Source organism: Pelagibius sp. CAU 1746, assembly GCF_039839785.1.
Taxonomy (GTDB): Bacteria; Pseudomonadota; Alphaproteobacteria; order Kiloniellales; family Kiloniellaceae; genus Pelagibius.
Genome location: NZ_JBDOQT010000001.1, coordinates 3211105 through 3236707 on the forward strand (window position 1 = coordinate 3211105; position 25603 = coordinate 3236707).

Below are 25603 nucleotides of genomic sequence, written 5' to 3' on the forward strand. Positions count from 1 at the left end.
TCGTCTCCCTCTCCTGCCTCACGAACGCAGGAAGCTGTTGATGGCCTCGGCGGCCAGCTTGCCGTCCTGCACGGCGGCGACGGTCAGGTCTTCGCTGATCGCCACGCAGTCGCCGCCGGCCCAGACGCCGGACAGCGACGTTTGGCGCGCCTCGTTCACGGCGATCTTGGCGCCGTCCATCTCCAGCAGCTCGCTGCCGCCGTTGGCCTGCGGCAACAGGGTCTGACCGATGGCCTTGAACAGCATGTCCACCGGCAGGCTGAAGACGTCGCCAGTGCCGGCCAGGCGCCCACCGCCGTCGAGTTGAGTATACTCGAAAACCACGTCGGTGATGTGGCCGTTCATGCCGCGGATCTCGCGCGGCTGGGCCCAGTGCTTGATCTTCACGCCGTTGACCTGGGCGAATTCCTGTTCGTGGTCGGTCGCCGACATCGCGTCCGGCCCGCGGCGGTATACCAGCGTCACGTCCTCGGCGCCGAGGCGCTTGCTCTGCACGGCGATGTCGATGGCGGTGTTGCCGCCGCCGATGACCACCACCTTGCGGCCCACCGGCAGGGACTTCAGATCCTGGCTCTGGCGCAGCTCGGCGATGTAGTCGACGGCGTTGTGGACGCCTTCCAGGTCCTCGCCCTCCAGGTCGAGCTGGCGCACGCCGCCCAGGCCCATGCCCAGGAAGACGGCGTCATAGTCGCGGCGCAGGTCGGCCAACGTGAAGTCGCGGCCCAGAGCCTGATCGTTGCGGATCTCGATGCCGCCGATCTGCAGCACGAAGTCCACCTCCTGCTGGGCGAAGGCATCCGGCACCTTATAGGCGGCGATACCGTATTCGTTGAGCCCTCCGGGCTTCGGCTTGGCCTCCAGGATCACGACGTCGTGGCCCAGCACCGCCAGGCGGTGGGCGCAGGCCAGACCCGCCGGACCGGCGCCAACCACGGCAACGGTCTTGCCGCTCCTCCCGGCGCGGGAGAACGGATGGTCCCCGGTGTCCATCACCGCATCGGTGGCATAGCGCTGCAGCAGGCCGATCTGCACCGGCTTAGCCTCCTGCGTGTTACGCACGCAGGCCTGCTGGCACAGAATCTCCGTCGGACAGACCCGCGCGCAGGCACCGCCCAGGATGTTCTCGTCGAAAATGTCCTGCGCAGCGCCACGGACATTGTCGGTCGAGATCTTACGGATGAAGCTCGGGATATCGATGCCCGTCGGGCAGGCCTCGACGCAAGGCGCGTCGTAGCAGAAGTAGCAGCGGCTGGATTCGATCAGCGCCGCCTTGCGGTCGAGCGGCGGATGAACGTCGCCGAAATTCTCCGCATAGGCGGACTCCGGCAAACGCCCGGCCCGGATGTCCGGCTGGTTCCCCATCGTGAACTCCCTGATCATTTGACGTCAAACGCTCTTGCGGCGCCTTGCGTCCTTGTTGGTCTTGACTGTAGCGTTGTCCTGACCAAGCGGTCAATTAAATTTGACCACTTGGTCAGGTTTTGATTCGCCTTCCGCCAAGGGCGATAATCGGCATGATTCGTCATATCGAACGTGGCCGCGCGACCGGCTACCGAAGCGGGCCGGGAAAGGGGCGAGGAATTGGGAGCGGAGATGTCCGACACGGTGGCCAAGGGCTCAGACGGGAAGGAAAGCCCGGCCAAGGAAAGCGGCGCCAGAGAAGGCGGAAAGGAAGAGTCCTCCAGGGACGAGTCGGGGCCCGGCCATATCCGCCTGCGCAACCGCGCCCTGATCCTCTCCGCCGCCGAAGAAGTCTTTGCGACCCAAGGCTACCGCGGCGCCACCACCGCGGCCATCGCCGCGAAGGCGGGGCTGCCCAAGGCCAACGTGCATTACTATTTCGGCACCAAGGAGGCGCTCTATCATGCGGTGCTGGAAGACATCCTCGGCCTTTGGCTGGGCGAGCTGGACCGGATCACCGTAGACAGCGACCCGGCGGCGGCGCTGGCCGCCTACATCCGCGCCAAGATCCGCCACTCGCACGAACGCCCCCTCGCCTCCAAGGTCTACGCCAACGAGATGATCCGCGGCGCGCGCCACACCCGCGACTTCTTGAAGAATGAGCTGCGCAATCTGGTGAAGGACAAAGCCAAGGTGCTGGAGGCCTGGGCGGAGGCGGGCCGGATCGAGCCTGTCGACCCGGTACACCTCTTCTCTATCATCTGGGCCGCGACCCAGCACTACGCCGACTTCGAAGTGCAGGTTGGCGCCCTGGTCGGACGGCGCCAGCTTGCCGCCAAGGACTACGACGAAGCGGCGGAGACCGTGGTGCGCCTGGTGCTGCGCGGCTGCGGCCTGTCTTACCGGCCCGGCATCGGGTCATAGATACAGAGAGAGCGAAACGAGATGATCAAGGCGGTAATCCTGCTGACGCGCAGGGACGACATGACCCTTCAGGATTTCTCCGACTGGATGCTGAAGGAGCACGTTCCCCTGGCGCTGAAGCTCGACGGACTGAAGCGTTACCAGGTGAACATCGCCCGCGAGAACGGCAGCGACTACGACGGCATCAGCGAGCTGTGGTTCGACAGCGAGGAAGCCATGCTGGCGGCCTACGGCACCGACCACGGCAAGGCCGTGGCCGCCGACTCCCTGGCGCATGTGAAAGACCGCAAGCGCATCGTCGTCGATGAGCACCCCTTCACGCCCACCGCTTGAGGAGCATCCCGCGATGACCGTGGTGGTGCGCCTGGGCAACGCCCGCGCCGAGTGGTGGCGCGATGCCCTGCAGGAGCTGTTGCCCGACGTCGAGGTGCGGCTGTGGGAGGATCCGGGCGACAAGGCGGAGGTCGAATACGCCGTCGTCTGGAAACCGCCGGCCGGCGGCCTCAAGGCCTTCCCCAACCTGAAGTGCATCGTCTCCATGGGCGCCGGCATCGACCACCTGCTGGCCGATCCGGAACTGCCCCTGCACCTGCCGGTGATCCGCACCGTGGGCTCCGACCTGCGCCAGCGCATGCGCGAATACCTGGCCCTGCACGTCCTGCGCTTCCACCGCCGCCTGCCGGACATCGAGGCGGCACAGCGCCGCAAGGCCTGGGATCAGATCATCACCCCGCCGGCCCCCCAACGCAGCGTCGGCATCATGGGCCTGGGCAACATGGGGGCCGACGCGGCCCGCACCCTGGTCGATCTGGGCTTTGCCGTGCGCGGCTGGTCGCGGCGCCCGAAGCGCCTGCACGGCATCAAGTGCCTGCATGGCGAAGACCAGCTCGACGATTTCCTGGCGCGCAGCGAGATCCTCGTCTGCCTGCTGCCGCTGACCCCGGCCACCGAGGGCATCCTGAACCGCCGCCTTTTCGCCAAGCTGCCCAAGGGCGCCTGCCTTATCAACGTCGGGCGCGGCCGCCACCTGGTGGAGAAAGACCTGATCCCGGCGCTGGACTCCGGCCAGCTCGGCGGCGCCACTCTGGACGTTCTGCACGTGGAGCCGCCGGCGGAGGACCACCCTTTCTGGACCCATCCGAAGATCCTGCTGACGCCGCACATCGCCAGCCTCATCGACCCTGAAAGCGGCGCGAAGGTCATCGCCGAGAACCTGAAACTCTTCATGGCCGGCAAGGCGGTGCCCGACATGGTCGACCTGAAGCAGGGATACTAGCCGCATGACAAGCGATCTGTCGCTGCAGGACGCCCTCGCCGCGCGCCGCAGCGTCCGCGCCTTTGCCGCGCGGGCCGTCCCGCTTGAAACACTGCAACGGCTGGTCCGGGCGGCGCAGGGCGCGACCGGCGCGGAAGGCCAGCGCGCGGCGCCTTCGGCTCACGCCCTCTACCCGCTGAGCTTGAGACTGGTGGCGGGGAACGTCGAAGGGTTGGAAGCGGGGCTCTACGAGGTGACGCCGGAAGACGCGCCGCGACTCCTGAAGGCCGGCGACCACCGGCTGGCCCTGCAGGCCGCGGCCCTGGAGGAGCAGCCCTGGGTCGGAAGCGCGGCGGCGGTCCTGGCATTCCATGCCGACATGGAAGCCGTCACCCGCCACTTCGCCGCGCAGCCGCCGCCCGGCGCACGCGGCGCGCGCTACGTCTACATCGAAGCCGGTGCTGCGGCGCAAAACGCCCTGCTGCAGGCCGCGGCGGAAGGCCTGGGCGGCGTGCTGATCGCCGGTTTTGAGGATGGGGCCACGTCGCAAGCGCTCGGCCTGGCGCCACCCCTCGCCCCCCTGCTCTACCTCTGCCTCGGCTGGCCGGCGCCCCAATCCTGAAGCAAGAGTATTAGCTTTCAAGGCATTGGGGCTAGCGCCGGCCACGGGGCTTCTCATCCGCGCCGCTGCACTCTATCGTGCCCGCTTTGCTGTTGGGCCGGGGGAAGGAACAGCATGCGCAATGGTTGGGGCCGGGCCGTCCTGACCGCCGTGGCGCTGTGGTGCAGCGTGGCGGCGGCGGGGAGCGTGCGCGCGGAGTCCGCCTGGCTGCTGGTCGAGGCCGAGACCGGCGCGGTGCTGGCCCAGCAGCAGGCCACCCGGCCCTGGTATCCCGCTTCCGTCACCAAGGCGATGACCGCCTACATGGTCTTCGAGGCCCTGGCCGAGGGCCGCCTGACGCTGGACCGGAAAATCACCGTCTCCGGGCACGCCGCCGCGCAGCCGCCCACCCGGCTGGGCCTGCACAGCGGACAGAAGGTGGCCGTCCGTCAACTGCTGCAGGCCATGATCGTGCGCTCGGCCAACGACGCCGCGGTGGCCCTGGCCGAGGCGATCAGCGGCAGCGAGGCCGCCTTCGCCGCCACGATGACCCGCAGGGCCCAGGCCCTGGGCATGAGCCAGACCGTCTTCGCAAACCCCACCGGCCTGCCCGACCCGGCGCAGGTGACCACGGCGCGCGACCTGGTGATCCTGGCCCGTGCGCTGATCCGCGACCATCCCCAGCATTTCGGCCTGTTCAGCAAGTCCTTCGTCTCGGTCGGCGGCCTGGGCGGCGGCTCGACCAACGGCTGGAAAAGCGGCTACCCCGGTGCCGAGGGCATCAAGACCGGCTTTACCTGCGGCTCCGGCTACAATCTGCTGGCCGCGGCGACGCGCGACGGACGTCGCCTCATCGGCGTGGTGCTGGGCGGCGTCACCGGCGGGCAGCGCAACGCGCGCATGACCCGGCTGATGAACGACGGCTTCGCGCGGCCGGCCGCCGGCCCCGCCCTGACCCTCGACGACCTGCCGCGCCGCGCCGCCGGCAGCGCGCCCTATGTGCTGCCGGGCCCGCGTTGTCCCGTCTCCCAGAACGCCAAGACCGCCGACCTCATGGACGGCGAACTGCCGGGCTGGGGCTTGGTCTTCGGCTCCTTCGTCAGCAAGGACCAGGCCAACAGCCGCATCGCCGAGAACCGGGCCGCGATCAAGGACGTGGTCAGCGGCGGCCAGAGCGCGGTCATCGCGCGCACCAGCCTCGCCACCCACCGCTACAGCGCTCTGCTGGTCGACCTGGACCGGCAGGAGGCGGGCTCCGCCTGCCGGCGCCTGCAGGAGCTCAGCGTCTACTGCCTCGCCGTGCCGCCCAAGCTGCTGAACAACCCCCAGGCCTTGTGGCGCTGAGATGAGCAGGCGCTAGCATGAACCGTCCGGACGCCCCGGCCACCGCGCGCGAGAAGATGCTCGCCGGCCTACCCTACAACATCATGGACCCGGAACTCATCGAGCTGCGCGAAAGCGCGCGGCGCGCGGTCTACGCCTACAACCGCTCGGAGCCCATGGAGGCCGACCCGCCGAGCGAAATCCTGAAGGGCCTGCTCGGCGGCTTCGGCACCGGGGCCTTCGTTGAAGCGCCCTTCCGCTGTGCCTATGGCGTGAACACCTACCTGGGCGAGGAGACCTTCCTCAACGCGGGCTGTGTGATCCTCGACTGCGCAAGGGTGGAGATCGGCGCCAAGACGCTGATCGGCCCGGCGGTGCAGATCTACACCGCCGAGCATCCGCTCGATCCCGCCGCGCGGGCGGCGGGCATGGAAACCGCCAGGCCGGTGATCCTGGGGCGCAACGTCTGGATCGGCGGCGGCGCCATCCTGCTGCCCGGGGTAACCCTCGGCGAGAACGCGGTGGTCGGCGCCGGCAGCGTGGTGACAAGGGACGTTCCCGCCGATTGCGTCGCGGCGGGCAATCCTGCCAAGGTGATCAGGCAGATCACGGAGGAACGGCCATGACCGACACCAGCGGCCTGACCCAGCTCGGCCAAGCCACCGCCCTGCCCGAGAGCCCCGACAAGGCGGTGCTGGAGCGGGTGCCGAATTCGCAGCAGGATATCGACTACCTGGTGCGCTTCACGGCACCGGAGTTCACCTCGCTCTGCCCCATGACCGGCCAGCCCGACTTCGCCCATCTGGTGATCGACTACGTGCCCGAGGCCTGGCTGGTGGAGTCCAAGTCGCTGAAGCTCTATCTCGGCGCCTTCCGCAACCACGGCGCCTTCCACGAGGACTGCACCGTCGCCATAGGACGGCGCCTGGTGACGGAACTAGCCCCGCGCTGGCTGCGCATCGGCGGCTACTGGTATCCGCGCGGCGGCATGCCGATCGACGTCTTCTGGCAGACCGGCGCGCCGCCGAAGGACCTCTGGCTGCCCGACCAGGGCGTGGCTCCCTATCGCGGCAGAGGGTGAAGCCCCCGGCGTTCAGAACGACACACAGGAAGAACCGTCCAGGCGCATGACGCTCTCCTGGTCGAAGCCTTCCTTGTAGGCGGCGCGGATCGCTTCGATGGCCGCTTCGCTCTCGGCGGAGGGCTGATAGAGGATCACCAGCATCTTCGAGGTCTCGCGCGCGATGCGGCCGGTGTCGTGGCGCCACTGGCCGCGGGCGGTGAAGACCGACAGGCCGTCGGGAAAGCGCGGCGTCACTTCCTGGTCCAGAAAGGCGGCCCACTCGGCCTCGCCGACCAGCGTACCGTCCTGGCGCTGCAGCCCGAAGAAGAGCTCGACCCGCGCCATGGGCGAGGCTTCGGCACGGCAACTCAGTCCCCCTTGCGCCTGGGCGCCGCCCGGCAGGCCGGCGGCCAACACCAGCAGCCACAACCCGGTAATCAGAACCCTGCCGGCATGCATCTTCCATCCTCTCTCACGGCCCCGAGGCACCCGACGGCCGAACCGTCGCCGCGCGTCTTCCCGGCAAATTAGACCCGTCGCCACTACCGGTAAGCCTTGCCGTGTCGCTGAATACTACCAGAAGAAGCTTGGGTGCCGCATTTTCCCATAACATCCGCGGATTCCTGTTGAAGTCCTCCCGAGCCCGGTGCAATCTCCATAAAGTTTATATGGTCTTTGAGCAATTCTACTGAGGACGGCTGGCGGCGACCCCCTGTGAAACGATTCGATTGGCTTGAAAGCTTTGAACTGAGAGTACCGGAGATCGACGGCGACCATCGTGCGATGCTGGAACTGATGAAGGCGACGCGGGCGGCCGCGGCGGCGGGCAACCGGACGAAGGTCGAGCATTTCCTGGACCGTCTCTTCGCGCTGACCCAGAACCACTTCATGCGCGAGGAAACCCTGCTGCTGCGCTGGGGCTATCCCGATGCGAAAACGCACGCGATGTACCATCAGCGCCTGCTCGATCGCGCCAAGGCGGTGCGCCGCGCCTGCGGCAAGATCGAATCCCAGGAAGCCTTCGAGGAATGCTGCGAGGAAATGATGACCTTCCTCGTCGATGACGTGGTGCGCGGCGACTTGAAGATGAAATCTTTCCTGCAATCCAACGACCTGACCCTGCCCGACTAGGGCGGCCTGAACATTTCGCGCGGCCACCTTGCCGGGAAGTCACCGCGGGACTTCGCCTATCGCAGCCTGGCCATCCGGCCATTCACTCACGCAGGACGGGCTTGCCCCGCCTCGGCGCGCGCGCGGGAGTGGAAGGCACCACCATTTCGCGGAGCTGACCGCATTCGGCAGTGGCTCGCCGCAAGCGACTTTGATTAAATGACGGAGCCGCGCAAATGCCCTGAGGCGAGCCCGGTCCGCTTGTCCGCCAAGCGCTCCCTTTCGCCCGAGGGCGTCAGATGGAGGCTCCGCCATGACAGCGCACTTTCGTATTTCCCTAAGTGAAACTCCGCCGCGCCATGACCGGGCGGCAGGACGCCGTATCATGCCCGCAATGATATTTCTTTCGGCGAGCCTGCTGATTGTTCCGGGTCTGCTCCCTGCCTCCGCACGGGCCGACGAGACCTGTCAGTCGCCCTACATGGCGAAAATCACCGGCGAGGAAGAGTACGTCTATGTCTGGACCCTGGGCATGGAGGGTGTCGGCGACGGTTCCGACAAGATCGTCACCGTCGACGTGCGCTCCGGCTCGCCGACCTTCGGCAAAGTGGTGGACGTCGACTCCGTCGGCGGGCGCCACGAGGCGCATCACGGCGGCCTCACCGACGACCGCCGCCACTACTGGGTCTCCGGCCTGGACAGCAACAAGATCTTCATCTTCGACATCGTCACCGACCCTTCCAATCCCAAGCTGGTGAAAACCATCGACGACTTCGTGACCAAGAGCGGCGGCGTGGTCGGGCCGCACGGCGCCTATGCCCTGCCCGGCCGCATGTTGATCTCCGGCCTGTCGAACTCCAAGAAGACCGGGCAGACCGCCTTGGTCGAGTACACCAACGACGGCGACTACATCGCCACCCACTGGATGCCCACCGCCGCCAATCCGATGGGCGCGATCAACGGCGAGAAGGCGGACGGCTACGGCTATGACGCGCGCGTGCTGCCGCGGCGCAACGTCATGCTGTCCTCCTCCTTCACCGGCTGGGAGAACTACATGCGCCCGCTGGGCGAAGTGGTGAACGACCCGGAAGCGATGAAGAAGTTCGGGGGCTCCATGGTGCTCTGGGACTTCCACGCCCGCAAGCCGCGCCAGGTCTTCGAGGTGCCGGGGGTGCCGCTTGAGGTACGCTGGGCCTGGGGCGTGGACCACAACTATGCCTTCACCTCCACGGCGCTGACCTCGGAAATCTGGCTGGTCTACGAGGACCAGAACCAGAAGTGGCACGCCAAGTCGGTGGGCAAGATCGGCGATCCGGCGAAGCTGCCGCTGCCGGTCGACATCAGCCTCTCGGCCGACGACTCGACCCTCTTCGTCGACAGCTTCATGGACGGCATGACGCGCATCTACGACGTCACCGATCCGCACGCACCCAAGCTGATCCACGAGAAGAAGATCGGCAGCCAGGTGAACATGGTCTCACAGAGCTGGGACGGCAAGCGGCTCTACTACACGTCCTCGCTGCTGGCCAATTGGGACAAGACCGGCGAGGACAACGAGCAGTTCCTCAAGGCCTATTTCTGGGACGGCAAGGAACTGACGCCGCGCTTCGAGATCGACTTCCTGGAAGCGGGCCTCGGCCGGCCGCACCTGATGCGCTTCGGCTCATCGGCGCTCTACACCTACTGATGTCTCCGGGAGGAAAGGCATTGGGTCTTTCCTCCCGCGCCATCGCGAGATGCGGATGAGACCCCTGTGGTTCCTGGGCGCGGCGCTGCTGGCGGCGGCGATTGCGCCTGCCGCGGCCCACGAGTCCACCCTTAAGATCGAAGGCCCGGCCGATGCCTACGTCTACGAGCTGGCGCCGCCCGGCAGCTACGACCTGCCGCGCATCGGCAAGGCCGCCGATGCCGAGCTGCTGGACGAAGCCAACAGGCCGGTGGATCTGGCCGCGCTCTTCAAGGGGCGCCTGACCATCCTGGCCTTCATGTACCTGCGCTGCGGCGACGTCTGCCCCATCGCCCTGACCCGCATGGCCGACTTGCAGATGCTCGCCGCCGATGACTCCAGACTGGCGAAGCGGCTGCAGCTCATCTCCCTCAGCTTCGATCCCGCCTACGACACGCCCGCGCGCATGGCCGAGCACGGCCGGGCCCTGCGGCTGCCCGGCGCCGGGGCACCGGACTGGCTGTTTCTCACCTCGCAGAGCGAAGCCGCCATCGCGCCGGTGTTGAAAGCCTATCACCAGCCGGTGAGCCGTAAGGCCGATCCCGACGACCCCAGCGGCCCGCTGGCCCACCTGCTGCGCGTCTTCCTGGTCGACGGAGAGGGCTACGTCCGCAACATCTACAGCGCCGACTTCCTCGACCCCCGCCTGCTGATGAACGACCTGAAGACCCTGCAGATGGAAGGGAGCTGAGGCCTACCTTCGAAGCGGCGCCACGGCGATCAGCGAAGGGCGCCCGCGGCTAGTCCGCCGCCACCGGCGGCGCCTTTTCCGCGCCTCGGCCGTCGACCTTGCGGCGCAGGTAGTCGATATGCATGCGCAGCGTATAGGCGCGGTCGGCGAAGCCGGGGGGGACGTGCACTTTTTCGACCGAACGCTCGATGTCATCGAGCTGCGCCGCCGCCTCGGCGCGGCCGATCGACCCGTCGTTCAGGCGGTCGTCCAGCGCCTCGAGCTCCTTGTACCAGCGGTTCACCCGCGCGCGCATGCGCCAGCTATAGACCGGCGGCAGGATCTTCATCAGCGGGTAGAGCAACGTCAGCAGCGGCAAGATCATGACCCAGAGCCGGTCGATCAGGTTGGCCGCCGAGAACGGCAGGTAGCGCTGCAGGAACGGCGGGCCGCGCTCGTAAAAGCGCCGGGCCGCCGGCGCCAGCGGATAGGTGACGTGATTCCCCGTCGGAAAGGCGCCGGGCGCTTCCAGATAGCCGCCTTGCCGGTGGGTATCCCGCATCGTCAGGAGCATCAGGTCGACAAGCGCCGGGTGCATCTCGGGCGTGACGACGATCGTCGCCGTCGGCGCGAGGAGAACCAGATCCTGCCCCGGCAGGTTCTTCGTCAGATCCAGCGTACCCATCGGCAGTACGACCTTTGAAAGGTATCCGTAGCGCCGGACATAGGCATCTGCGCGCTCGAAGCTCATCGGCGAGACGCCCGGCATGGCAAGCAGCGTTCCGATCGTTCGCGAGGCCGCGCCGCCGACGAAAATGGCGGCATCGACCGCGCCGGCCCGGAGTGCGTCGATAGCCTCACTGCCGTCGATTTCGACCAGCTCGGACGTCTCGCCCGTCACGCCGTTATCCTTGAGGAGCGGCAGGGCCACCGCGCGGGTGCCGCTGCCGGCGGAACCGACCGCGATGCGTTTGCCAACGAGCCCGGTCAGCCGGCCGGGTGCGGCGGAGCCGCGCACGAAAACCCAGATCGGCTCGAAATAGAGGCTGCCGAGCGACTCCAGCGCCGGATAATCCGCGGGCGTCCCGATGCCGCCTTGCATGAAAGCCACCGGCACCTCGGCCGCCTCGTCCGTGAGCAGGCGGAGATTGTCGACCGACCCGGCCGTCTGGCTCAGGTCGAGCTCGAAACCCTCCTTGCGGAAGCGCTCCGCATAGGCCTGGCCGAAGGCAAAGTAGGCGCCCTCCTTGTTCCCGGTCGCCATGACGATCCGGTCCGGCGGCGCCGGTCGCACGAACTGATAGGCGAAGACGAAGCCCGCGACGAGGATCAAGATCGCCGGAACCACATAGGCGATCTGGGTCCAAAGTGTTCGAAACAACCGGCGCATCTTGGCTTGCATCTGGCTGCTGGCAGCCATACGGGTCGTTCTCCTCGGTATCCGGCAAGAAAGATCGGGAAAGGATAGTCGATTTTCGCGAGGGCGGGGAAGCGTTAGGCGTCCGTCGACAACGTTTTCAGCTGCGCTGCGAAAGATCCTAAGCCCGCGGCGTCTGCGCCTTCACGCCCTCTTCCTCCAGATTGAAAGGCGCCGGCGTCGCGGCGCCGGCGACCGGCTGGGACTTGTCGGCCATGCCCCAGCATTGCCCGGTCGCCGGGTCGCGAGCGACGCCGGAGGGACAGGAATAGAGCTTGGGGAAGACCATCTGCTGGGCGACCTCGACCTGGAAGACCTTCTTCAGCTCGGCCAGCGCCGCCTCGCCCATGGCCGGGTCGGCGCGGACCGAGCCGCGCGCCGAGGCGTCGATGCGCGGCGTGTGGAAGGCCTCTTCCAGGCTCATGCCGTAATCCAGCAGCAGGGCCGTGAGCTGCGCCGTACAGGGCACGATGTGGTTGGCCCCGGAAGCACCCACGGCGAAGATCGCCTCGCCGTCCCTGGTCGCAATGGTCGGGCACATGTTGGAGGAATTGATGCGCTTGCCGCCGGCCAGCGACACCGGGTTGCCGGGGCGCGGGTCGAAGTAGGCGACGGCGTTGTTCATCAGCATGCCGGTCGAAGGCAGCACCACACCGCTGCCGAAGCGGTTCAGCAGGGTGTAGGTCAGCGCCACCATGTTGCCCTCGGCGTCCACCGCGCTCATGTGCGAGGTGCAACCTCCCTGCTGGTCCAGACCGACCTTCATCTTGTGGGTCTCGAAGGCCGCGTCGAGACCGCGTGCGTAGGCGATCCAGGTCTCCGGCCCCACCACCGCGCCGGGGCTCAGATTGGTCTCGACGGAACCCAGCATGTCGAGCAGGCGCGGGCCGCCCGAGACCGCCCCCGCGGTGTGGACCTCGGCGCCGCGATGGCTGCCGCTCAGGGGCTCCAGTTCCTCGGCTTCGTAGGCCGCCAGGTCGCCGGCGGTGATCTTCGAGCCGCCGGCCTGCAGGTCGGCGGCGATGGCCGCGGCCAGGGGGCCTTCGTAGAAGGCGCGCGGCCCTTCCGCCGCCAGGGTCCGAAGCGTCGCCGTCAGGGCCGGCAGCGGGCGCAGGCTCTCCGGCTGGGCCGGCGCGCCGCCGGGCAGGTAGAGCTCGGCGGCCGCCGGATCGCGGCGCAGCAGGTCCATGGCGAGACCGATCTGCAGGGTGCCGTGCCAGTCGATGGGCAGCCCGCGTTCGGCCAAGCTGAGGGCCGGGGCCAGCGCCCGCGCCCAGGGCAGCTTTCCGTAGTGCGCGACCGCATGGCCCAGGCCGGCGACGGCCCCGGGCACGGTGATGGAGCCGTAGCCGCGCTCGTTGGCGCGGTCCTTCACCCCGGGATAGAGCATCAGCGAGAGGGGTTCGGCGGGATCCAGCGGATAGTCGGCGCTGTCGATGCCCTGGGCCAGCACGCCCTGGAAGTTGACCACCCGCGCCCGCTTCTCCCTGGCCTGCCAGATGACCATGAAGCCGCTGCCGCCCAGGCCGCACATCCAGGGCTCCACCACGTTGAGCGCCATGGCGCAGGCCACGGCGGCGTCCACCGCGTTGCCGCCCTCGGCCAGCAGGGCCGCCCCCGCCCGTGCCGCCAGCCAGTGCTGGGACGCCACGGCGCCCTCTCCCGAGGTGACGGCGGCCTTGCGGACCTGCCACTGCTCGACGTTCTCGTTCACTTCAGAGTTCCCCCATCCTTGACGGCCGACGCGCCCCGATTCTACTCATGCAAAGGTAAATCGCGGGCCGCTCGGAGGCCAGCCGGCAAGGTAAAATGGGCCCCGGACACCGCGGGGCGTCTTGACGGTTACATCCATGGGGACCCTTTATGGCGTAAAGAGCAACGAAACCCTGCGCGGCGCCGCCTCCGGCCTGGAGGCCCGAGCGCCGCAGGCGGCGAAGGAAAGGAAGAGACATGAGCGGCAAGGCTTTCGCATCCCAGGCGGACCTCGAGGAAAAGCGGGTCACCTTCGACGAACTGGGCGACGGCCTCTACGCCTATACCGCCGAGGGCGACCCCAACAGCGGCATCATCGTCGGCGACGACAGCGTCATGGTGATCGACACCCAGGCGACCCCGGTCATGGCCAAGGGCGTCATCGAACGCATTCGCGAGGTGACCGACAAGCCGATCAAGTACGTGGTACTGAGCCACTACCATGCCGTGCGCGTGCTGGGCGCCTCGGCCTATGGCGCCGAGCACATCATCGCCAGCCGCGACACCTACGACCTGATCGTCGAGCGCGGCCAACAGGACTACGATTCCGAGGTCGGAAGGTTCCCGCGCCTCTTCCAGTCGGTGGAGACCGTCCCCGGCCTGACCTGGCCGACCCTGGTTTTCGAGAAGTCCCTCACCCTCTACCTGGGTAAGCGCGAGGTGCAGATCCTGCAACTCGGCCGCGGTCACACCAAGGGCGACACGGTGGTCTGGCTGCCCGAAGAGAAGGTGCTCTTCGCCGGCGACCTGGTGGAATACGGCGCCACGCCCTACACCGGCGACGCCTACCTGCAGGACTGGCCGCAGACCCTGGCGAACTTGCGCGCGCTCGGCCCGGAGAAGCTGGTGCCGGGCCGCGGCGCGGCGCTGAAGTCGGCGAAGGAATGCGAAGAGGGCATCGCCGGCACCCAGGCCTTCCTGACCCAGATGTATCAGTCCGTCGCCAAGGGTGTCGCCGAAGGACAGGAACTGAAGGACATCTACCGCGAAACCTTCGCCAAGCTGGAGCCGGACTTCGGCAAGTGGGTGATCTTCGAGCATTGCATGCCCTTCGACGTCACCCGCGCCTACGACGAGGCCTCGGGCATCAAGGACCCGCGCATCTGGACAGCCGAGCGCGATCAGGAGATGTGGCAGGCGCTCGAGCAGGGCTGATGCCGCTGAGGTATTGAGCTATGAAGACCCTCGCACTTCGAGACACTCGCTGGCGCTCGCTCCTCAGCTTGAGGTTCTTCACTTTCACATCTTGCTTCACCCTGAAGAGGCGTTTCAGCGCCGTCTCGAAGGGCGAGGCAAGATGCACAGACTGTTGAGCTTCCGTCACTGACCGCCATGCCGAAGACCTACCAGAACCCGCGCTATCCCTATCGGCGATCCGCCGATCAGGATGCGGGCTTTGCCCACCATCCGGTGATCATCGTCGGCGCCGGTCTGGTGGGCCTCACCGCCGCCGTCGACCTGGCGACGCGCGGCGTGCCCACGGTGGTGCTGGACGACGACGACACGGTCAGTTTCGGCTCCCGCGCCATCTGCTTTTCCCAGCGCACGCTGGAGATCTACGACCGCCTAGGCTTGGGCGACAAGCTGCAAACCAAGGGCGTGACCTGGAACCGCGGCAAGGTCTTCTTCAAGGACAGCCTGATCTACGGCTTCGACCTGCAGCCGGAAGGCGGCCACCGCTGGCCCGCCTTCGTCAATCTGCAGCAATACTACCCCGAGGAGTGGCTGGTCGAGCGCGCTGAAGAGAGCGGCCTGGTCGACCTGCGCTGGAAGAACAGGGTCACCGAGGTCTCCCAGGACGGCGACAAGGCGACGCTCAGCATCGAGACGCCGGAGGGGGCCTACAGCCTTACCTGCGACTACTTGCTGGCCGCCGACGGCGCGCGCAGCCGGGTGCGGCGCTGCTTCGGCCTCTCCTTCGACGGCCAGGTCTTCCAGGACCACTTCCTCATCGCCGACGTGGTGATGAAGGCCGACTTCCCGAGCGAGCGCTGGTTCTGGTTCGATCCGCCCTTCCATCCCGGCCAATCGGCCCTGCTGCACAAGCAGCCCGACGGTGTCTGGCGCATCGACCTGCAGCTCGGCTGGGACACCGACCCGGAGGAGGAGAAGAAGCCGGAGAACGTCATCCCGCGCCTCAAGGCCATGTTGGGCGAAGAGGTTGATTTCGATCTGGAGTGGGTCTCCGTCTACACCTTTCAATGCCGCCGGCTGGATCGCTTCCGCCACGGCCGCGTCTTCTTCATCGGCGATGCCGCCCACCAGGTCTCGCCCTTCGGCGCGCGCGGCGGCAACGGAGGTGTGCAGGACGCCGACAATCTCTGCTGGAAACTGGCCGCCGTGCTGGACGGCCGTGCCGGGGATAGCCTGCTCGACAGCTACGACGCGGAGCGCGTTCCCGCCGCCGACGAGAACATCCTGCACTCCACCCGCAGCACCGACTTCATCACTCCGAAGAACGCGGTCAGCCGCGCCTTCCGCGATGCGACGCTGGAGCTGGCTGCCGACTTGCCCTTCGCCCGCGCCCTGGTGAACAGCGGGCGCCTGTCGCGCGCCTACTGTCCGCCGCACGACGGCCCCGGACCGCTGGGCCCCAATTTGCTCGTCCCGGGAAGCCCCTGCCCCGACGCGCCCCTGCAGCGCGGCAACCAGCGCTCCTGGCTGCTGCACCAGCTTCAAGGCGGCTTCTTCGGCATCTACTTCACCGATCGGCCCCTCTCCGCAGATGAGCGGAGCAAGCTCGCCGCTTTGACCAGCAACCACCCCGACTTGCAAAGCCTCGTTATCGCCCGGCAGGGCTGCCAGGATGCCGAGTCTTGGCAGGACTGCGACGGCCTCTTCGAAGCCCGCTACGGCGCCACCCCCGGCAGCGTCACCCTGGTGCGCCCCGACCAGCATGTCGTGCAGAGCTGGTCCGTGCTAGACTGCGAGGCCGTCGCGCGCAGCCGCGCCGAAGTCTTGTCCTAGGAGTATCCCTTTCATGCCTTCGCACCTCGTCACCGACCCGAACATCGGCGCGCCGGACGAGTTCTACGCCGCGCTGACCGAGCTGCACCGTGATTTGGACGAGGCCGAGAGCGCCAAGGTCAACGCCAAGCTTATCCTGCTGCTGGCCAACCACATCGGCGACAACACGGTGCTGAGCGAAGCCATCGCGCTTGCCCGCTCCGCGCCGAACGCATGAGCGGCCCCTTTCCCGGCACAGCGCCACCGCCCCCGGCGCAGGTCCTGCGCGACCTGCTGGCCGGCGTCGGCCTGCCGGCGGAGTTGGCCGCCAACGTCTCCCTCACCGGCAGCGAGCCGGTGCTGCCCTCCAGCTTCGCCGTCGGCACCGTGGCCCAGGCCAGCATCGCCGCCGTCGCGGCCGCCGCCGCCGACCTCTGGACGCTGCGCGGCGGCCGGCGCCAGGAGATTGCCGTGGACATGCAGCACGCGGCGTTGGAATACCGCAGCGAGCGCTACTTCTCCACCGACGGCAATCCTCCGGGGCGCGTTTGGGACGCCATCGCCGGCACCTACCGCTGCGGCGACGGCCGCTGGGTGCGCATACACACCAACTTCCCGCACCACCGCGACGGCGTGCTGGCGCTGCTTGGCTGCGACTACGCGCGCGAGTCGGTCCAGGCAGCATTCGATGGCTGGAAAGCCGCGAACTTCGAAGACGCCGCGGCGGAACGCGGCCTGGTTGCCACCATGATGCGCAGCCCGGAAGAATGGCTGGCGACGCCCCAGGGCGCCGCCCTCGCCGATCAGCCACTGGTCGGCCTGGAGCGTATCGGCGACGCGCCGCCGCAGCCTTTGGGCGAGGCCGAGCGTCCTCTGGGCCGTCTTCGGGTGCTGGACCTGACGCGTATCGTCGCCGGACCGGTCGGCTGCAAGGCTTTGGCGGCGCATGGTGCGGAGGTCATGCGCATCGCCTCGCCGAAGCTGCCGTTCATTCCGGCCGCGGTGAAGGACTACGGACGCGGCAAGCTCTCCGCCTACGCCGACCTGGCGACGGAGGACGGGCGCGCGGCCCTCACCGCTTTGGCCAAGCAGGCCGACATCTTCGTTCAGGCCTACCGCCCCGGCGCCATCGCCGGGCGCGGCTTCTCGCCGGGGGCCCTGGCCGCCCTGCGTCCCGGCATCGTCTACGTCACGCTCTGCGCCTACGGCTACGCCGGCCCCTGGGCCGCGCGGCGCGGCTTCGACTCTCTGGTCCAGACCGCCAGCGGCATCAACCACGCCGAGGCCGAGGCCGCCGAGGTCGAGGGCCCGAAGGAATTGCCCTGCCAGGCGCTCGACCACGCCTCCGGCCACCTCATGGCGCTGGGCGCCATCGCCGGCCTGAAGCGCCGCGCCGTGGAAGGCGGGTCCTGGCACGTGCGCGTCTCGCTGGCCCGCACCGGGCGCTGGCTGCAGAGCCTGGGCCGCGTCGCCGGCGGCCTCGACTGCCCCGATCCGGCGCCGAGTGATGACCTCTTCGAAGAGAGCGAGTCCGGCTTCGGGCGGCTGCGCGCCATCCGCCACGCCGCCCTGCTCTCGCAGACTCCCGCCCGCTGGGAGCGTCCCTCGGTACCGTTGGGCAGCCACCCGCCGCGCTGGCCGGACCGGACAGCCTGAGTCGTCTCACGATCACAAGACCGTTTTCCACCATGTTGGACCGCCGCGGTTCTTGGCGGCATCGCGCGCTGCCTTCGGTCGCCGCCAGCTTCACAAATCCGCAAGACGTTCTCTCTGCATTATATGCAGACGTATTTAACAAGCCGACAGCACGGCAAATGAATGAGCTGTTGCACACGACGGTAATCGTATTGTCCTTCCGCAGTGATGTGGCGGTTGCGCACACCGGATCGGTAGGGGAAGATTGCAGGAGTTTGACGCGCCGGCGGCGCAATCTCGGCGAGCGAGCGGTGTTACAGGTTGCGAGCAGTTCCTTCGAGCAGCGGCTGCGCGCCGATGTGCTGAAATTGCTGTACAGCAACTGGCAGAAACTTCGCCGCGGCCGCCTCGCGCCGGCCCGCAGCGACATCGACCCAACGCAAATCAACACCGTGCTGCCGCACATGGGGCTCTTGGACGTCGAGACGGCTCCACGCCGTTACCGCATCCGCATGATGGGAAGCAACATCGTCTCCTGGTACGGCTGCGATGTGAGCGGGCGTTATCTCGACGAGATCGATTTCGGGGACACCGGCAAATCCATCCTGGATGTCCTGAATGAAGTCGTCGATCAAGCCACGCCAGCCTACATGAGCGGCGCATACATCAAGCACGATGGCCGAAGGATTCGCTTCGAACGGCTCTTCCTGCCGCTCTGCAACGAGTCCGGGGAAATCGACAAACTGATTACCGCCTCGGCCATCTTGCCGGACTGCAATCCCATTTTGGGCAATTGCCTGCTCCGCCGCGAGGAGGACTGAGGAGGACATCGGGCACCGCGGCAAGACGCGCCGTCAGTTTGCTAACGAATTGTTAAGATTCTGGGGTCACCCTTTTTTGCAGGGTGCGGCGAACGAAACCGCCGCGGTACGGCTCAACAAATGGATGGGCGAGAACCTTGGCCAAATCGGGAATTTCCGTCGCCAGAGCACTGACGCAAAACCGTCGTGAATGGCCGCGCTATGCGGCCGAGAAGAGCTTCGTCCTGGCCGCCACCGTCAACGGCAAAGTCCTCCCCTGTACCGTCGCCGATATCTCTCTGGGCGGCGCCAAGCTGATCTTCGACGACGCAACGCCGCCGCTGCCCATGCCGGGCGACGCCACGGTCGAACTCAGCCACCCCGGCAACGAACCCGTCCACTGCGCCACCGTGTGGCAGAGCGACAGGGAAATCGGCATAGAGTTCGATTTCTCAGAGGATTCGCTGGGTCTGATCTCGATCTGCATCCGCAACATCGTCGACCTGGAGCAGCACCCGCAGGCCCTCGCCGGCTAGCTGTCCATCCGGCTTCTCGCCGTCATCCCATTTTATTTCATGGTAGGAGCGCAGACAGCGGATCTACCGCCCGCACACTGCCCCGCCGGGGCCTAGTCGGAGGCCGCCACCGATTTCTGCATCCGTCCCCAGGTTGAAGAACCCGTATGATGCGCGTCGCTCGCTGACTGCTGCTGCACCTCGGCATCATCCTGATCGTCGCGCTCACTCAGCACCTTGTTGAGGGAGCGAAGGGGGCGACGAAGATAGGGGCTGATGAACGTTGCGCGGCTCCCCGGGCCAAACTTGGTCAATTGGATTTGCCTTATTTTCTGCGCTTTATCTGACGGTTGTGCAGGATGCTGGCAGCCCCCCCTGAGCCTGTCAACGAGACCGCCCGGCGGCAGCCTGTGGAACTTGGGGGTAACTCGAATTCAACTTCCGCTTCAATGGCTAAGCCGGGATCGTCCTCCGCCGCGATCGAGGGCGCATCCGCAAAGCCATACCACTTTTGCGCGAAAATTGGCTATTGCCTAGGCCAAGCGGGCGCCACGGCGCCTGGTGATCTCTTCCAACAGCTCGTAGAGGTCGGGGCTGCCGTCCAGATCGCCCCTGCGCAGGGCGTCGCGGATCGCCTCCCGAGCCTCCTGCGGGCCGGCCACGGCCACATCCCCCATCGCCTCCGCGAAAGTCTCCAACTCGTGGGCCGTTGCCGCGGAATCCTCGGCACCGCGCGCCATATCCTGTGCCGCGATCTTGATGGCGTTGGCGATCAATCGGACGCTATAGCGCGCGTCGCCCTCCAGGTCCGGCAAGACCTTGTCCAGCAGTTCGCCGCGCGCCAAATGCAGCAGGCGAGCGCTACCGGCTTCGCCGCCTCCTTTGCCTTGCTCTGCACTCATCCGATTGCCTTCCAATGTTCCGGGGCACAGCTGCGAAGAATTTCTTCCTCGACCCTTGGCGGATAGATCCGGCCGGTGAGGGCCAGTTCGAGGGATTCCTCGCCGCCCGACAGAGTGCGCTCGCCTTGCTGCAGGGCGATCACCGCCCAGCGGATGTGCGCCATGACCTCCCAGAAGGCCACCGCCTGAGGGTCGACGCGCCGGCCGGAGACCGCTTCGTAGCCATGATAGAAAGGACCGCGCGGGGCGATGCCGCCAGCCTCCAGTTCCGGATGACTGTAGCGCCAGCAGGCCGCGCAGAACCAGCCGATGTCGCTCATCGGATCACCCCAGTCGCAGAATTCCCAGTCCAGGATTCCGGTCAGGCCGTGCCGGTCGACCATGTAGTTGCCGGTGCGGAAATCCTGATGCACCAGGACCGGGCCTTGAGGCTCCGGCGCGTGCAGCTCGCACCAGCGCAGCCCCCATTCCAGCGCCAGGGAACCGCCGCCCAGGGCGTCGAGATGGGCCCGGTAGCGCATCACGGCCTCCAGCGCCGGGTCCGCCGAGGGCGTGCCCAGAAAAGCCAGCTCCTCGCGCGGCGGCGTCACCGAATGGATGCGCGCCAACTCCATGCCCAGCCGGCCGGCCAACTCGTCGCGATCACCGCCCAGGTCGCTTTCCTTCATCAGGCGATGCGGCGCGGCAGTCCCCGCCACCCGGCGCATGATGTAGAAGGTCTTGCCCAGCACCGCCGGGTTTTCGCAGAGCCACAGCGGCTCGGGCACCGTCACCCCGGTGTCTTGCGCCACCTTCAGCAGGGCGAACTCCTCGGCCCGGCTGCGGCTGACCGCGACCGACGAGGGCGCATCAGTGCGCAGCACCGCCTCAAGCGGACCCGCCATGGGGCCGCTGCGGATCGTGAGATCCAACAGCCAGTTCTCCTGAATGGCGCCGCCGCTGAGCGGCCGGGCATCGACCACTTCCACGGCTTCCGCTTCCGCGGCCGTGGCCAGATAGGCTTCCAGCGGCGCCTTGCGCTCGGCCAGGCGCGATTCCTCCAGAGGCGCCGTCATTCCCAGCCCCAGAAATCCAGGCCGTCGTTCAGAAAAGCCCGCGCCAGCACCATCTTGTGCACCTCGGAAGCGCCGTCGACCAGGCGCGCCTGGCGGGCATAGCGGTACATCCACTCCAAGGGCGTGTCCTTGGAGTAACCCTTGGCGCCGAGCAGTTGGATCGCCGTATCGACCGCCTCGTGCAGCGTGTCGGCGACCTGGATCTTGGCCATGGAGATTTCCTTGCGGGCAAAATCGCCGCCGTCCAGCTTCACCGCCGCCCGCATGGTGAGCAGCCGGCCGACCTCTATCGCCATGGCCGCCTCGCCGAGCAGCCACTGCACACCTTCGTGCTCCGCCAAGGGAACGCCAAAGCTCTGTCGCTCGGCGACGTGCGGCCGCGCGATCTCCAAGGCCCGCTTGGCCATGCCGAGCCAGCGCATGCAGTGGGTGAGCCGCGCGGTACCGAGACGGATCTGCGTTACCTTCAATCCATCGCCGACGTTCATCAGGCGGTCGCTGTCCGGCACCCGCAGGCCGTTAAAGCGCAGCTCGCAGTGGCCGCCGTGTTCCTCCGGCCCCATGATGGGAATGCGGCGGACGATTTCCAGGCCCGGCGTGTCGCGGTGGAACAGGAAGGCCGTCAGGCCCTTGCGCTGATCCTCCGAGGTGCGCACCACGGCGATAAAGTGTTCGGCCGCGTCGGCGCCGGTAATGAACCACTTGTGGCCGTTCAACACCCAGTCGTCGCCATGACGTTCGGCGCGGCTCAACATCAGGCCGGGGTCCGAGCCGGCCCCGGGCATGGGTTCGGTCATAGCGAAGGCGGAGCGCAGTTTGCCGTCGACGATGGGCTGCAGCCAACGCGCCTTCTGCTCTTCGGTGGCGGTCTTCTCCAACAGCATCATGTTGCCGTCGTCCGGCGCCGCGCAGTTGAAGACCACCGGGCCGAAGATGGAGCGGCCCATCTCTTCATAGCAAGCCGCCATGCCGGCGACATTCAGCCCCTGCCCGCCGCGCGCCTTGGGCATCTGCAGCGCCCAGAGCCCGGCCTCTTTCGCTTTGCCCCGCAGGGCCTCCAGCTTCGCCGGGGCGATGTTCTCGTGCTCGTCGTAGGCCGCGGGGTCGGCCTCCAAGGGCATGATCTCGCGGTCGACGAATGCGCGCAGCCGCTGCCGCAGGTCCTCGACTTCAGGCGCCAGAGAAAAGTCCATTTCCGATCCTCGAAGAACTAAAGGGCCGCCGACTGGCCGCCGTCGATGACGATAACGCTGCCGGTGATGTAGCGCGAGGCTTCCGAAGCCAGGAGTAACAAGGCTCCCTCCAAGTCCTCCGGCGTGCCGAAGCGGCGCAGCGGCACGCGCTTGCGCAGGGCCTCCCCTGCCGCACTGGCCAGGAAGTCGCGGTTGATCTCGGTCTCGATGTAGCCGGGGGCCAGGGCGTTCACGCGGATGCCGTGGCGCGCCCACTCCACCGCCAGGGCGCGGGTCAGATTGACGAGGCCGCCCTTGGAGGCGCAGTAGGCCGGGATCTGCGCTGCTCCCGCCAGGCCCAGCACCGAGGCGGTATTGATGATCGAACCGCCATGGCCGAGGCGGATCATGTGCTCGGCCAGCGCCTGAGCCATGAGCCAGGCGCCCTTCAGGTTGGTGTCCACCACCCGGTCCCAATCGCCCTCCTCGACCTCCAGCGCCGCCTGGGTCACGGCGACGCCGGCATTGTTCACCAGGATCGAGATTGGCCCCAGCTCGGTCTCCGCGGCCTTCATGCAGTCGCTCACCGAGGCCGGGTCGGTAACGTCGAGGCGCAGCGGAAGTGCACGTCCGTCACAAGCTTCGATCTGCTTTTCCAGTTCCATCAAGGGCTCCACGCGCCGCGCGGCGATGGCAACCTTCGCGCCCGCCGCCGCCAGGCAGCGTGCCGCGTGGCGGCCGAGCCCGCTGGATGCGCCGGTGACGATCGCCGCCTTGCCCGAGAGGTCGAAGATCTCCAAGGGCATGGTCACAGCTCCGCCGCCCGCTCGCGCAGCACGAATTTCTGGATCTTGCCGGTGGAGGTCTTGGGCAACGGCCCGAAGACCACGCTGCGCGGCACCTTGTAATGGGCCAGCGCCTCGCGGCAGAAGGCGATGATGTCCTCCGCCGTGGCGCTCTCGCCCTCATGCAGAGTGACGAAGGCGCAAGGGGACTCGCCCCACTTCTCGTCGGGGCGCGCCACCACGGCGGCCTCCAGCACCTTGGGATGGCGGTAGAGCGCCTCCTCCACCTCCAGGCTGGAGATGTTCTCCCCGCCGGAGATGATCACGTCCTTGGAGCGGTCCTTCACCTCGATGTAGCCGTCGGGATGGCAGACCGCCAGGTCGCCGGTGTGAAAGTAACCGCCACGGAAGGCCTCTGCGGTGGCCTTGGGGTTCTTCAGGTAGCCCTTCATCACCGTGTTTCCGCGCAGCATGATCTCGCCCAGGGTTTCGCCGTCGCGAGGCACCGGTGTCATGGTCTCCGGGTCCATGACCACGGCGGCCTCCAGGGTCAGGTAATTCACGCCCTGGCGCGCCATTTTCCCCGAGCGCTTCTGCAGGTCGTAGCCGGCCCATTCGTCCTGCCAGGCGCAGACCGTGGCCGGGCCGTAGCACTCGGTCAGGCCGTAGAGATGGATGACACGGAAGCCGTTGGCCTCCATGGCCTCGATCACCGCACTGGGCGGCGCCGCGCCGCCGGTGGCGCAATCGACCGTCTGCGGGAATTTCACCTTCACCGCCGCCGGGGCATGGGCCAGCAGGGTCAGCACGATGGGTGCGCCGCACATGTGGGTCACGCCCTCGTCGCGGATCAAGGGGTATATCACCGCCGGATCGACCTTGCGCAGGCAGACATGGGTGGCGTTGGCCGCCGTCACCGCCCAGGTGAAGGTCCAGCCGTCGCAGTGGAACATCGGCAGGGTCCAGAGGTAGACCGAGTCTCTTCCCAGACCGAAGGTCAGCATGTTGCCCACGGCATTCAGGTAGGCGCCGCGGTGGTGATAGACCACGCCCTTGGGATTGCCGGTGGTCCCGGAGGTATAGAGCAGCGACAGCGCCTGCCACTCGTCGAGCGGGTCGTCGAAGGTCTCCGCGGGATCGCCCTCCGCCAGAAGATCCTCGTAGGTGAGCGCGCCCAGCAGTTCGCCGCCCTCGGCCAGCGGGTCGTCGATGTCGACCACCAGGGGCCTGGCCTGCGTCAGTTCCAGGGCCTCCTTGATGACCGGCGAGAACTCCCGGTCGGTGAGCAGCACCTTGGCCTCGCCGTGCTCCAGGATGAAGGCCAGGGTGCGGGCGTCGAGGCGGATGTTGAGGGAGTTCAGCACCCCGCCCATCATCGGCACGCCGTAGTGGGCCTCCAGCATCGGCGGGATGTTGGGCGCCATTACGGCGATACAGTCGCCGCGCGTCAGGCCCCGCCGCTTGAGCGCCGAGGCCAGGCGGCAGACCCGCTCGTGGAACTGGGCGTAGGTAAAGCGCTGCGTGCCGTGGATCACGGCGGTCTTCAACGGATAGACCGCGGCGGCGCGCTTCAGGAAAGTAACCGGCGTCAGCGGCGCCGAATTGGCCGCATTGCGGTCCAGGCCCTGGTCATAGATGCCGGCCGCTGCGTCCTGACTCAACTCCGCCCCAAGCGTCTCCATCGATACGTCCCCGGATTTCAAGCTTTCGTGACCTCCGGCGCCCTAGCCGTCTTTTGCCTGGGGGGCCTCGGCTGCGGTATGGTTGAGGTCAAGACCCGGCAGGTCAAGCCCGCAGGCAGCGGGAGAGAGGCAAGATTCCATGATTCACATCGACATCTTTTCCGACACCATCTGCCCCTGGTGCCTGATCGGCAAGCGGCGCCTGGAAAAGGCGTTGGCCGAACGCCCGGGGCTGGAGGTGGCCATTCATTGGCGGACCTTCCAGCTCAACCCCCAGATGCCGGAAGAAGGCATGGACCGCCAGACCTATCTCTCCATGAAGTTCGGCAGCACCGAGAACGCCGGCATGGTCTACGACCGCATCCGCGAGGCCGGCGCCGAAGACGGCGTCGACTTCGCCTTCGAGGCCATCAAGCGCACCCCCAACACCATCGCTTCCCACCGCCTGATCCGCTGGGCCGCGGGCCAGGACAAGGAGACCGAGCTGGTGGAGGCCTTGTTCCAGGCCTACTTTTTCCGCGGCGAGGACATCGGCGACGTGGAGATACTGACCGCCGCGGCCGAGAGCGTCGGTCTGGACCCGATGGAGGCCCGCGCCTTCCTGGAGAGCGACGCCCTGAAGGCCGAACTGCGGGACGAAGACCGCCAGGCCCGCGGCCTGGGCATCGACGGGGTGCCCTGCTTCATCTTCAACGGCCGCCACGCCCTGGCCGGCGCCCAGCCGCCCAAGATCCTGGCCCAGATGCTGGACCTGGCCCGCGAAGAGACGAGCGAAGCGCCGGCGGAATAACCAAGAGCCCCCTCACCCTCCCACGAGAGGGAGAGGATCAAACCACGAAAACCCGATCCCCTTGCGGGGGAAGGTTGCG

General features: G+C 67.3%; 27 protein-coding genes. 17 read left to right on the top strand and 10 right to left on the bottom strand.

Going from position 1 to position 25603, the window contains the following annotated elements; genetic code table 11:
• Positions 1-18: 18 nt before the first annotated feature.
• Positions 19-1362 (bottom strand): NAD(P)-dependent oxidoreductase, encoded by a 1344-nt coding sequence (locus AAFN88_RS15295; RefSeq protein WP_347521239.1) that lies wholly within the window; start codon positions 1360-1362, stop codon positions 19-21.
• A 231-nt stretch (positions 1363-1593) separates the two neighbouring features.
• Here AAFN88_RS15295 and AAFN88_RS15300 point away from each other — a divergent pair, with 231 nt between their 5' ends.
• From AAFN88_RS15300 to queF, 7 genes are all read left to right on the top strand, one after another.
• Positions 1594-2325 (top strand): TetR/AcrR family transcriptional regulator, encoded by a 732-nt coding sequence (locus AAFN88_RS15300; protein WP_347521240.1) that lies wholly within the window; start codon positions 1594-1596, stop codon positions 2323-2325.
• Between the two features lie 21 nt (positions 2326-2346).
• Positions 2347-2658: an EthD family reductase gene (locus AAFN88_RS15305; RefSeq protein WP_347521242.1), complete on the top strand. Its 312-nt coding sequence runs from the start codon at positions 2347-2349 to the stop codon at positions 2656-2658.
• A gap of 13 nt (positions 2659-2671) precedes the next feature.
• Positions 2672-3601, top strand: coding sequence for a glyoxylate/hydroxypyruvate reductase A (locus AAFN88_RS15310; RefSeq protein ID WP_347521243.1), 930 nt, complete (start codon positions 2672-2674; stop codon positions 3599-3601).
• 4 nt (positions 3602-3605) lie between these two features.
• Positions 3606-4202: a SagB/ThcOx family dehydrogenase gene (locus tag AAFN88_RS15315; protein ID WP_347521244.1), complete on the top strand. Its 597-nt coding sequence runs from the start codon at positions 3606-3608 to the stop codon at positions 4200-4202.
• Between the two features lie 114 nt (positions 4203-4316).
• Entirely contained in the window at positions 4317-5525 is a 1209-nt protein-coding gene (locus AAFN88_RS15320; RefSeq protein ID WP_347521245.1) for a D-alanyl-D-alanine carboxypeptidase family protein, read from the top strand.
• 17 nt (positions 5526-5542) lie between these two features.
• Positions 5543-6130, top strand: coding sequence for a sugar O-acetyltransferase (locus tag AAFN88_RS15325; RefSeq protein WP_347521246.1), 588 nt, complete (start codon positions 5543-5545; stop codon positions 6128-6130).
• Positions 6127-6585 (top strand): preQ(1) synthase, encoded by a 459-nt coding sequence (gene queF, locus AAFN88_RS15330; protein WP_347521247.1) that lies wholly within the window; start codon positions 6127-6129, stop codon positions 6583-6585. The genes AAFN88_RS15325 and queF overlap by 4 nt, the downstream gene beginning before the upstream one ends.
• Positions 6586-6597: 12 nt before the next feature.
• Here queF and AAFN88_RS15335 read toward each other — a convergent pair whose 3' ends face one another.
• A complete protein-coding gene (locus AAFN88_RS15335) occupies positions 6598-7026 on the bottom strand; it encodes a DUF3574 domain-containing protein (protein WP_347521248.1) in 429 nt (142 codons plus the stop codon).
• Between the two features lie 255 nt (positions 7027-7281).
• Between AAFN88_RS15335 and AAFN88_RS15340 the strand changes: the two genes are divergently transcribed.
• The 3 genes from AAFN88_RS15340 to AAFN88_RS15350 all read left to right on the top strand — a co-directional run bounded on the left by AAFN88_RS15340 (position 7282) and on the right by AAFN88_RS15350 (position 10094).
• Positions 7282-7698, top strand: coding sequence for a hemerythrin domain-containing protein (locus AAFN88_RS15340; protein WP_347521250.1), 417 nt, complete (start codon positions 7282-7284; stop codon positions 7696-7698).
• Positions 7699-8062: 364 nt separating this feature from the next.
• Entirely contained in the window at positions 8063-9364 is a 1302-nt protein-coding gene (locus tag AAFN88_RS15345) for a selenium-binding protein SBP56-related protein (RefSeq protein ID WP_347521252.1), read from the top strand.
• Positions 9365-9419: 55 nt separating this feature from the next.
• Positions 9420-10094, top strand: a complete 675-nt coding sequence (locus tag AAFN88_RS15350; RefSeq protein WP_347521253.1) for an SCO family protein — start codon at positions 9420-9422, stop codon at positions 10092-10094.
• 49 nt (positions 10095-10143) lie between these two features.
• On the opposite strand, the gene AAFN88_RS15355 is transcribed toward AAFN88_RS15350, so the two are convergent.
• Positions 10144-11493 carry a TAXI family TRAP transporter solute-binding subunit gene (locus AAFN88_RS15355; RefSeq protein WP_347521254.1) on the bottom strand — a complete coding sequence of 450 codons (1350 nt, stop codon included), beginning with the start codon at positions 11491-11493 and terminating at the stop codon, positions 10144-10146.
• 118 nt (positions 11494-11611) lie between these two features.
• Positions 11612-13204 (bottom strand): gamma-glutamyltransferase, encoded by a 1593-nt coding sequence (locus tag AAFN88_RS15360; protein WP_347521255.1) that lies wholly within the window; start codon positions 13202-13204, stop codon positions 11612-11614.
• Positions 13205-13440: 236 nt separating this feature from the next.
• Between AAFN88_RS15360 and AAFN88_RS15365 the strand changes: the two genes are divergently transcribed.
• From AAFN88_RS15365 to AAFN88_RS15390, 6 genes are all read left to right on the top strand, one after another.
• On the top strand, positions 13441-14397 hold the full coding sequence (locus tag AAFN88_RS15365) for an MBL fold metallo-hydrolase (protein WP_347521256.1): 957 nt from the start codon (positions 13441-13443) through the stop codon (positions 14395-14397).
• A gap of 177 nt (positions 14398-14574) precedes the next feature.
• On the top strand, positions 14575-16209 hold the full coding sequence (locus tag AAFN88_RS15370) for an FAD-dependent oxidoreductase (RefSeq protein WP_347521257.1): 1635 nt from the start codon (positions 14575-14577) through the stop codon (positions 16207-16209).
• A gap of 13 nt (positions 16210-16222) precedes the next feature.
• Positions 16223-16426, top strand: coding sequence for a DUF2783 domain-containing protein (locus AAFN88_RS15375; protein ID WP_347521258.1), 204 nt, complete (start codon positions 16223-16225; stop codon positions 16424-16426).
• Positions 16423-17844: a CoA transferase gene (locus tag AAFN88_RS15380; protein WP_347521259.1), complete on the top strand. Its 1422-nt coding sequence runs from the start codon at positions 16423-16425 to the stop codon at positions 17842-17844. The genes AAFN88_RS15375 and AAFN88_RS15380 overlap by 4 nt, the downstream gene beginning before the upstream one ends.
• Positions 17845-17876: 32 nt before the next feature.
• A complete protein-coding gene (locus AAFN88_RS15385) occupies positions 17877-18644 on the top strand; it encodes a PAS domain-containing protein (protein ID WP_347521260.1) in 768 nt (255 codons plus the stop codon).
• Between the two features lie 137 nt (positions 18645-18781).
• Complete coding sequence (locus tag AAFN88_RS15390; RefSeq protein WP_347521261.1) at positions 18782-19159, top strand: PilZ domain-containing protein; 378 nt, start codon at positions 18782-18784, stop codon at positions 19157-19159.
• 92 nt (positions 19160-19251) lie between these two features.
• On the opposite strand, the gene AAFN88_RS15395 is transcribed toward AAFN88_RS15390, so the two are convergent.
• From AAFN88_RS15395 to AAFN88_RS15420, 6 genes are all read right to left on the bottom strand, one after another.
• Positions 19252-19452 carry a hypothetical protein gene (locus AAFN88_RS15395; RefSeq protein WP_347521262.1) on the bottom strand — a complete coding sequence of 67 codons (201 nt, stop codon included), beginning with the start codon at positions 19450-19452 and terminating at the stop codon, positions 19252-19254.
• Between the two features lie 219 nt (positions 19453-19671).
• On the bottom strand, positions 19672-20040 hold the full coding sequence (locus tag AAFN88_RS15400; protein ID WP_347521264.1) for a DUF6285 domain-containing protein: 369 nt from the start codon (positions 20038-20040) through the stop codon (positions 19672-19674).
• Positions 20037-21095 carry a phosphotransferase family protein gene (locus AAFN88_RS15405; RefSeq protein WP_347521266.1) on the bottom strand — a complete coding sequence of 353 codons (1059 nt, stop codon included), beginning with the start codon at positions 21093-21095 and terminating at the stop codon, positions 20037-20039. Before AAFN88_RS15405 ends, AAFN88_RS15400 begins: the two co-directional genes overlap by 4 nt.
• Complete coding sequence (locus AAFN88_RS15410; RefSeq protein WP_347521268.1) at positions 21092-22288, bottom strand: acyl-CoA dehydrogenase family protein; 1197 nt, start codon at positions 22286-22288, stop codon at positions 21092-21094. Before AAFN88_RS15410 ends, AAFN88_RS15405 begins: the two co-directional genes overlap by 4 nt.
• Positions 22289-22305: 17 nt before the next feature.
• Entirely contained in the window at positions 22306-23073 is a 768-nt protein-coding gene (locus AAFN88_RS15415; protein WP_347521270.1) for a glucose 1-dehydrogenase, read from the bottom strand.
• A gap of 2 nt (positions 23074-23075) precedes the next feature.
• Positions 23076-24734, bottom strand: a complete 1659-nt coding sequence (locus AAFN88_RS15420; RefSeq protein ID WP_347521271.1) for an acyl-CoA synthetase — start codon at positions 24732-24734, stop codon at positions 23076-23078.
• A 139-nt stretch (positions 24735-24873) separates the two neighbouring features.
• Between AAFN88_RS15420 and AAFN88_RS15425 the strand changes: the two genes are divergently transcribed.
• The gene (locus AAFN88_RS15425) at positions 24874-25524 is read left to right on the top strand and encodes a DsbA family oxidoreductase (RefSeq protein WP_347521272.1); all 651 of its coding nucleotides are present in this window, start codon (positions 24874-24876) and stop codon (positions 25522-25524) included.
• Positions 25525-25603: the final 79 nt, after the last annotated feature.